We start from the raw sequence: 7,285 nt of genomic DNA, 5'->3' as shown, positions 1-7,285 counted from the left end.
AGCAGCCTCCTGCGTCAGTTCCCTCGCCTCCGTCCGTTCCAGCAAATCTGAAAACCGCATCCGTCGTACACCCTCGTGAATGGATGCCGTGCCCATCGCGCCCCCTTTGCTCCGGGGCACCAAAAACACGACACTTCACGAGCTACAAACAGGCGACAGATCACGAGCTACTGACACATTCGGCAGGGCGGCTTGACTCGTCGGGCAAATCAGGGATATATTTCTAATATTCAGAAATCGTGCAAGCGCCATCGCCCGCAATATGCGTTTGCGGAGGAAGGAGCGCACCGCTTCCGCGGCTGCCTTTCAATCCAATCTCGTCGTGGACTCGTTCAGCCCGCCAGCGCCGTGATCATGCGTCTGGCGTGATCGGCGAGCACGTCCATCTCCTCCTTGCGGGTCTGCGCCGGCAGCAGCGCAACGCCTTCCTTCACCGGCATCACATGCATGTGCAGGTGGAAGACCACCTGCCCGCTGGCGGGCTCGCTGAACTGCTGGATGATGATGCCGTCGGCGGAGAACGCCCGCATCGCGGCAATGGCGATGCGCTTGGCCGTCCGCGCCACCGCGGCAAGGTCGTCTTCTGTGATGTCGAGGATGCCGCGCGCGGGCGCTTTCGGAATCACCAGCGTATGCCCCGGCGAGCGCGGCATGATATCGAGAAAGGCAAAGGTCCGGTCGGTCTCATCAACCTTGAAGCTCGGGATCTCGCCGCGGAGGATTTTTGCGAAGATGTTCTGGTCGTCATATCCCGTCATGGTCACACGTTCCGGATCGATCATTTGAGACGCCGACCGTGCGCGCGGGCAACGCACGGCGCAAGCCATATCGACGCCGCATCGACCATCGGTTAACAACGCGCAATGAGCACCGCAGCTGAACATGGCAGCCAGACCGTCGAGAGTGCCCGGCGCGCGCTCGCCGCGCGGCTCAGGGACGTCAGCGGCGACGATGCCGAGCTCGACGCGCGGCTGCTGGCCGGCGCCGCGCTGGGGCTCGACCTGACCGGCATGGTCACCGGCGCCAGGCGCACGCTGACGAAGGACGAAGCAGATCGCGTGGAGGCCCTCGCGCGGCGCCGCCTCGCCGGCGAACCGGTCGCACGCATTCTCGGCACCAAGGAGTTCTGGGGACTGCCGCTGCAGCTCTCCGCAGCGACGCTGGTGCCGCGTCCCGACACCGAGACCGTGGTCGAGCGCGCGCTCGAGCTGTTGCGGGCCGATGGTGCGGCCGACCGCGCGTTGCGGATCGCCGATCTCGGCACCGGCTCCGGCGCGATCCTGCTGGCGCTGCTCTCGGAACTGCGCCACGCGCATGGCTTCGCCACCGACATCTCGGCGGAGGCGCTTGAGACCGCGAGCCGGAACGCCACAGAGCTCGGGCTCGCGGATCGCACCACGTGGATCCAGTGCGACTATGCCAGTGGGCTGACCGGCACGTTCGACCTGATCGTGTCCAATCCGCCCTACATCCCCTCGGCCGACATCGCCGATCTCGACATCGAGGTGCGCGCGCATGATCCGCGCGCGGCGCTCGACGGCGGCGCCGACGGGCTCGATGCCTACCGTGCGCTGATTTCGCAATCTGCGGGTCTTTTGAGTTCAGGTGGATTTCTGGTTGTGGAAGTCGGACAGGGCCAGAGCGGCGACGTTGAAGCGCTGATGACGGCTTCGGGGTTATCCCCAACGGGGCCGCCCAGGACCGATCTGGGGGGCATTCCGAGGGCCGTTTCCGCCCGCCGGCCGCCCCGATAAAGTCCTATTGGAACGCAAAAAAACCTCTTGGAATATCCCCGGGGAACGACTACGTTCCGGGCACAACATCGGTGCTGGCCCCGTAAACCGTTACGGGTGATGACCAGGTTCAGCAGAGCCCGCCGATCGAAAGGTTCCAGGAACGCAGGTCTCACAGAGCGCAATAGCCGAAGCTGTGCTGCTCTCGACCGCCAAGCGAACGAAAGCCTGTTATTGCGCTTGAAGACTTACGCACGAGAACTGGGCCTGTCTCGACGGGCGGAATGATTTGGTCGCTGGCGGGTTTTGCCGGCGGTTGAGGAACGCGTATTTGCTGAACGCGACTTTGCTGAACGAGATGGTCAGCGACATCGAAGCCACTTCGAACGGTATTGCGATTCCGTGCGCCTGGGCGCGCGCCGAATCGGACTTTGCAAATCGGACTTCTGAGAAATCGGACTTTCTGGGAATCGGACTTCTGAGAAATCGGACTGTGGACTGCAATAACTTCAGGGCTGGAATAAAAGGCGACAGATGAGAAACGGTCAGAACAACAAGCGGATGCGCAACCGGAATAACAACAACAATAACAACAACAATAACCGGCGCGGCCAGAATCCCCTGACACGGGTGTACGAATCGAACGGACCCGACATCAAGATCCGCGGCACGGCCTCCCACGTTGCCGAGAAATACGTCCAGCTCGCGCGCGATGCACGCTCCTCCGGCGATCCGGTGGCAGCCGAAAACTACTACCAGCACGCCGAGCACTATTACCGGATCATCGCGGCCGCACAGGAGCAGTTCCGGCAGAATCAGCAGCAGCCGCGCCCCGACGCCGAACCGGTCGCGACCGAAGACGGCGACGACGACAGCGACGGCTATTCGAGCTTCGGCCAGGAGCCGGGCTTCGTGCCGCAGCAGCCGCAACCCTTCATGCGCGACAACGGCCAGCAGCCGTACCAGCGCGAGCAGCAGCCGCGCGAGCACCGCGAGCGTGACCAGCAGCAGCCGCGTGAACACCGCGAACGCGAGCATCGTCCGCAGCCGCAATATCAGCCGCAACCGCAGAACCAGCCGCAGCCCGCGATGGCCGATGCCGGCGGCGTCGATCGCCTGCCCTCGTTCATCACCGGCGGCGCGCAGCCGCAGGTCAACGGTGGCGCCTATGAAGGCAACAATGGCGGTGCTGCCGAACGCGGCGAGCGCAGCGAGCGTTTCCCGCGCCGCCGTCGCCGTCCGCACGGTCCGCGTCCCGACATGGCAGCGCAGCCCGCGCCGAGCGACGACTTCAATCCGGGCAACGAGTAACGCACATATGCGACCACCCTCCCCTGGAGGGGGAGGGTGAATGATCCGGGCCACGGCTGCGTCGTCTTACGATTCCGAATGACTGGATTTGCGCGTCGCCGTCGAGGACGGCACCAGCACCGGCCGCAACGACGGGATCAGTTGCGTGCGCTCGCGGCGCGCCGGGATCGCGCGATAGACCTGCTTGCTCGCTTCCACGATATGCACGCCGGCGAACGGCATCGACAGCGCCGCGCCGACACGCTCCCACGCCATCGCCGAGCGCAGGAACCAGCTGCCCTGCACCGGCGGCATGAACAGCGCCTCGCCCCATGACGCCGGCGTGAACCAGGTCTGCCGCAACAGCTGGGTGATCTGCGCCCGCGAATAGGGCCGGCCATGGCCGAACGGCGTGGCGTCGGTGCGCGTCCAGACGCCACGGCGGTTCGGGATGATCGCGATCAGTCGGCCCGACGGCGACAGCACCCGCCACACCTCGCGCAGCAGTCGCTCCGGATCGTCGGACATCTCCAACGCATGCACCAAGAGCACGCGGTCGACCGCGGCATCCGGCAATGGCATCGAGAACTCGTCGATCAAGGTGGCCAGCGCCGGCCGGCCGGTCGGCCATTTCAGCACGCCCTGGGCTGCCGGCATGAAGGCAATGCAGCGTTCGCAGGTATCACGGAACAGGCCGAGGTAAGGTGTCGGATAGCCGAGCCCGAGCACGCGCTGGCCTTCCGCGTTCGGCCACCGTGCACGGATGCCGCGGTTGATCAGCTGCCGCGCCACGATCCCGAGGCGCTGCGAATAGAAGTCGCGGAGGTCGATGACGTCCATGATCTCAGCCTACCATGCCCCCTGCCGCCGGGGTGCGCGGAAAATTGCGTTGCCGCCAGAGCGTTAACGCCATATTTCACACCTATATTGGGCGCGTTAAGAGCATGATCCGGAAAGCGGCCACCGGTTTTTCGAAAAGATCATGCTCTGAAATGCCCGTCCCGTTTGTTCGTGGAGATATCATGACCGCCGAAATTCGCACCTTCAGCTGCCTCACCGACAATTTCGGGTACCTGATCCACGATCCCGTCACCAAGGCAACCGCATCGATCGACGCGCCGGAGGCCGGGCCGATCATCAAGGCGCTGGAGCGCGAAGGCTGGACGCTGACCGACATCCTGATCACCCATCACCATGGCGACCATGTCGGCGGCGTCGCCGAGCTGAAGCAGAAATACGGCTGCCGCGTCGTCGCCCCGCACGACCAGTCGGCGAAGATCGCCAACGTCGATCTGCGCGCCGCCAATGCCGACGTCATCAAGGTCGGCAGTCTCCTGGCCCGCGTGGTGGAAACGCCCGGCCATACGCTCGACCACATCTCCTACGTGTTCGACAGCGAGAAGGCGGTGTTCGCCGCCGACACGCTGTTCTCGATCGGCTGCGGCCGGGTGTTCGAAGGCACCTATCCGATGATGTGGGATTCGCTTCTGAAGCTGCGTTCGCTGCCGGACGATTTTCGGCTGTATTGCGGCCATGAATACACCGCCTCCAACGTGAAGTTCGCACTCACCATCGAGGCCGACAATCCGCATCTGCAGGCGCGCGCCGAGGAAGTGACGAAGTTGCGCGCCGAGAACAAGCCGACGATCCCCGTGCTGCTCGGCGACGAGAAGAAGGCCAACGTGTTCCTGCGCGCCGACGAACCCGCGGTCGCGGCCAAGCTGCACATGAAGGGCGCCGACCCGGCGCTGGTGTTCGGCGAGCTCCGCGAGCGCAAGAACAAGTCGTGATGGCCGAGCTATCGGCTGCCGACATCATCGCGCGGCTCGCGCTCAAGCCGCATCCCGAAGGCGGGCATTATCGCGAGACGTTTCGCGACGAACGCAGTGATGCCGAGGGACGCGCCCGTTCCACCGCGATCTATTTCCTGCTCGCGCGCGGCGAGCGCTCGCACTGGCACCGCATCGACGCGGTCGAGATGTGGCACTATTGCGCGGGCGCACCGCTGACGCTGAAGATCGCGCAGGACGGCGGCTCACAGCAGCTGGTCACGCTCGGGCCGGATGTGGCGCACGGCGAACAGCCGCAGGCGATCGTGCCGGCGGGCGCCTGGCAAGCCGCGGAAAGCAGCGGCGACTGGACGCTGGTCGGCTGCACGGTCGCGCCGGGATTCGAGTTCGAAAAGTTCGAGCTGGCGCCGAACGGCTGGGAGCCGGCTTCATAGGTCTTTTTCCAGTCATCCTGAGGTGCGAGCTCTTGCGAGCCTCGAAGGATGCACGGCCACCAGCCGGGCCGTCGACCCTTCGAGGCTCGCTGCGCTCGCGCCTCAGGGTGACGGTGAAACAGGCTTCGCTCTACCCGTCCTACATTCTTTTTCCCAGCACCATGTCTTTCGCCGCGATCAGGCCGCCGCCGGCGATCAGGATCGCGGCGATGGCGATGTTGGCGCTGGGCTTGGCAAATCCTGCTGCAATCAGGAACGCGGTCGAGAGCAGCGGCGTGGCGTAGGATGCGGCGCCGAGCACGCGGATGTCGCCGCGCTTCATCCCGATGTCCCATGCAAAGAACGCGGCGCCCACCGGGCCGATGCCGAGCGCTGTGACCGCAAGCCATTGCAGCGGTGTCGCGGGCCACACCGTGGTCTCCACCATCATATGCACGGCTGCGGCGAGCACCGCCGTCGCAAGGCAGAACCCCGCCACCGCATCTGTCGGCACCGCCTTGAGCCGCCGCGACATCACCGAATAGGCCGCCCACACGAACGCCGCGACAAACGCCGCCACAAAGCCTGGAATCTGCGCACTTGTGAAGGCGCCGGTGTTGCCGGCGAACAGCAGCACGGTGCCGGCAAGGCCAAGCAGCGCGCCGACAATGTGATGGATCGCAAGCCGCTCGCCCGGCAGCAGCGAGGAGAACAGCACGATCAGCAGCGGCCAGAGATAATTGAGCAGGCCGGCCTCGGCCGGCGGCGCGAAACGCAGCGCCAGGAAATACAGCGCGTGATAGCCGAACAGCCCGCCGACGCCGACGACCCAGGCAATCAGCGGCTGCTTCAAGGCGCCGAAGGCCGACGGACGCAACAGGAAGCTTGCGAACGCGAACGCGGCGCCGATCGCAAACGTCATAGCGGCGAGCTGGAACGCCGGTATCGCCCCGGTCGCAACCGTCATGACCGACAGCAGCGACCACATCAGGATGGCGGTCAGTCCGACAAGGGTGGCAGTTCGGGTCGTCATTTCAATTCAATCCGTCGTGGCCGGGCCGCCACGTCTTTGCTTCGCGCCCCGGGGTTGTAGCGACGAAAATGCCCGGCACAAGGCCGGGCATTGAGACTTGATTGGGTGCGCCTGCGACGCGACGACGCTTCCCGCGTCAGGCGTGATACTGGCCGCCGTTCACGGTCAGCGTCGAGCCGGTGATGAAGCCGGCATCGTCAGCCGCGAGGAACACCACGGCACGCGCGATCTCCTCGGGTTCGCCGAGCCGGTTGACCGGAATCTGCGGGATCACGTTCTTCTCGAGCACGTCCTTCGGCACCGCCTGCACCATCTCGGTGTTGATGTAGCCGGGGCAGATCACGTTGACGGTGATGCCGCCCTTGGCGTTCTCCAGCGCCAGCGCCTTGGTGAAGCCGATGTCGCCGGCCTTCGCCGCGGAATAGTTGACCTGGCCGAACTGGCCCTTCTGGCCGTTGATCGAGGAGATCGAGATGACGCGGCCGAACTTGCGGGCGCGCATGCCCTCGATCACCTGACGCGTCATGTTGAACAGCGAGCCGAGGTTGGTGTTGATCACGGCATTCCACTGCTCGAGCGTCATCTTGTGGAATGCGGTGTCCTTGGTGATGCCGGCATTGTTGACCAGCACGTCAACCGGGCCGAGATCGGCCTCGACCTGCTTCACGCCGGCCGCGCAAGCGTCGAACGATGAGACGTCCCACTTGTAGACGGGAATCCCGCTCTCCGCCTTGAACTTCTCCGCCGCGGCGTCATTGCCGGCGTAGCTTGCCGCCACCTTGTAGCCCGCCGCTTTCAGCGCCTTGCTGATCGCAGCTCCAATACCGCGCGTTCCGCCCGTCACCAATGCAACACGTGCCATGTCCGTTTCCTCCTTGGCCGTCTTTTATAACCGGATAACTCCGGCCTACGCACTCACAACCAAGCGCGATGGGATCGTCGCGCTTCAGCTCCCTTTTGAGCATGATCCTTTCGGAAAACCGCTTCACACTTTTCCGGATCATGCTCGTGGAAAACAAAAATGCC

The 7,285-nt window shown here is 64.6% G+C and carries 8 protein-coding genes; 4 read left to right on the top strand and 4 right to left on the bottom strand.

Features of this window, described 5'->3' with window-relative positions; all coding sequences use genetic code 11:
* Positions 1–332: 332 nt before the first annotated feature.
* A complete protein-coding gene (locus tag AC628_RS39780) occupies positions 333–758 on the bottom strand; it encodes an HIT family protein (RefSeq protein ID WP_074132161.1) in 426 nt (141 codons plus the stop codon).
* 105 nt (positions 759–863) lie between these two features.
* Between AC628_RS39780 and prmC the strand changes: the two genes are divergently transcribed.
* Both prmC and AC628_RS39770 read left to right on the top strand, forming a co-directional pair.
* Positions 864–1,754, top strand: a complete 891-nt coding sequence (prmC, locus tag AC628_RS39775) for a peptide chain release factor N(5)-glutamine methyltransferase (RefSeq protein WP_074132160.1) — start codon at positions 864–866, stop codon at positions 1,752–1,754.
* Between the two features lie 513 nt (positions 1,755–2,267).
* Positions 2,268–3,044, top strand: a complete 777-nt coding sequence (locus AC628_RS39770) for a DUF4167 domain-containing protein (RefSeq protein WP_074132159.1) — start codon at positions 2,268–2,270, stop codon at positions 3,042–3,044.
* A 66-nt stretch (positions 3,045–3,110) separates the two neighbouring features.
* On the opposite strand, the gene AC628_RS39765 is transcribed toward AC628_RS39770, so the two are convergent.
* The gene (locus AC628_RS39765) at positions 3,111–3,863 is read right to left on the bottom strand and encodes a class I SAM-dependent methyltransferase (RefSeq protein WP_074132158.1); all 753 of its coding nucleotides are present in this window, start codon (positions 3,861–3,863) and stop codon (positions 3,111–3,113) included.
* Between the two features lie 182 nt (positions 3,864–4,045).
* On the opposite strand from AC628_RS39765, the gene gloB reads away from it, so the two are divergent.
* Together gloB and AC628_RS39755 are read left to right on the top strand one after the other, a co-directional pair.
* The gene (gene gloB, locus AC628_RS39760; protein ID WP_074132157.1) at positions 4,046–4,813 is read left to right on the top strand and encodes a hydroxyacylglutathione hydrolase; all 768 of its coding nucleotides are present in this window, start codon (positions 4,046–4,048) and stop codon (positions 4,811–4,813) included.
* Positions 4,813–5,247: a cupin domain-containing protein gene (locus AC628_RS39755; protein ID WP_074132156.1), complete on the top strand. Its 435-nt coding sequence runs from the start codon at positions 4,813–4,815 to the stop codon at positions 5,245–5,247. Before gloB ends, AC628_RS39755 begins: the two co-directional genes overlap by 1 nt.
* A 139-nt stretch (positions 5,248–5,386) precedes the next feature.
* On the opposite strand, the gene yddG is transcribed toward AC628_RS39755, so the two are convergent.
* A complete protein-coding gene (yddG, locus tag AC628_RS39750; protein WP_074132155.1) occupies positions 5,387–6,259 on the bottom strand; it encodes an aromatic amino acid exporter YddG in 873 nt (290 codons plus the stop codon).
* A gap of 136 nt (positions 6,260–6,395) precedes the next feature.
* Positions 6,396–7,121, bottom strand: coding sequence for an acetoacetyl-CoA reductase (gene phbB / locus AC628_RS39745; RefSeq protein WP_050425845.1), 726 nt, complete (start codon positions 7,119–7,121; stop codon positions 6,396–6,398).
* Positions 7,122–7,285: the final 164 nt, after the last annotated feature.

The sequence above is a fragment of the Bradyrhizobium sp. NAS96.2 genome (assembly GCF_001908235.1).
In the GTDB taxonomy this organism is placed as follows: domain Bacteria; phylum Pseudomonadota; class Alphaproteobacteria; order Rhizobiales; family Xanthobacteraceae; genus Bradyrhizobium.
The sequence above is the reverse complement of the archived record's forward strand: the minus strand, read 5'-3'. Positions and strand labels throughout refer to the sequence as shown.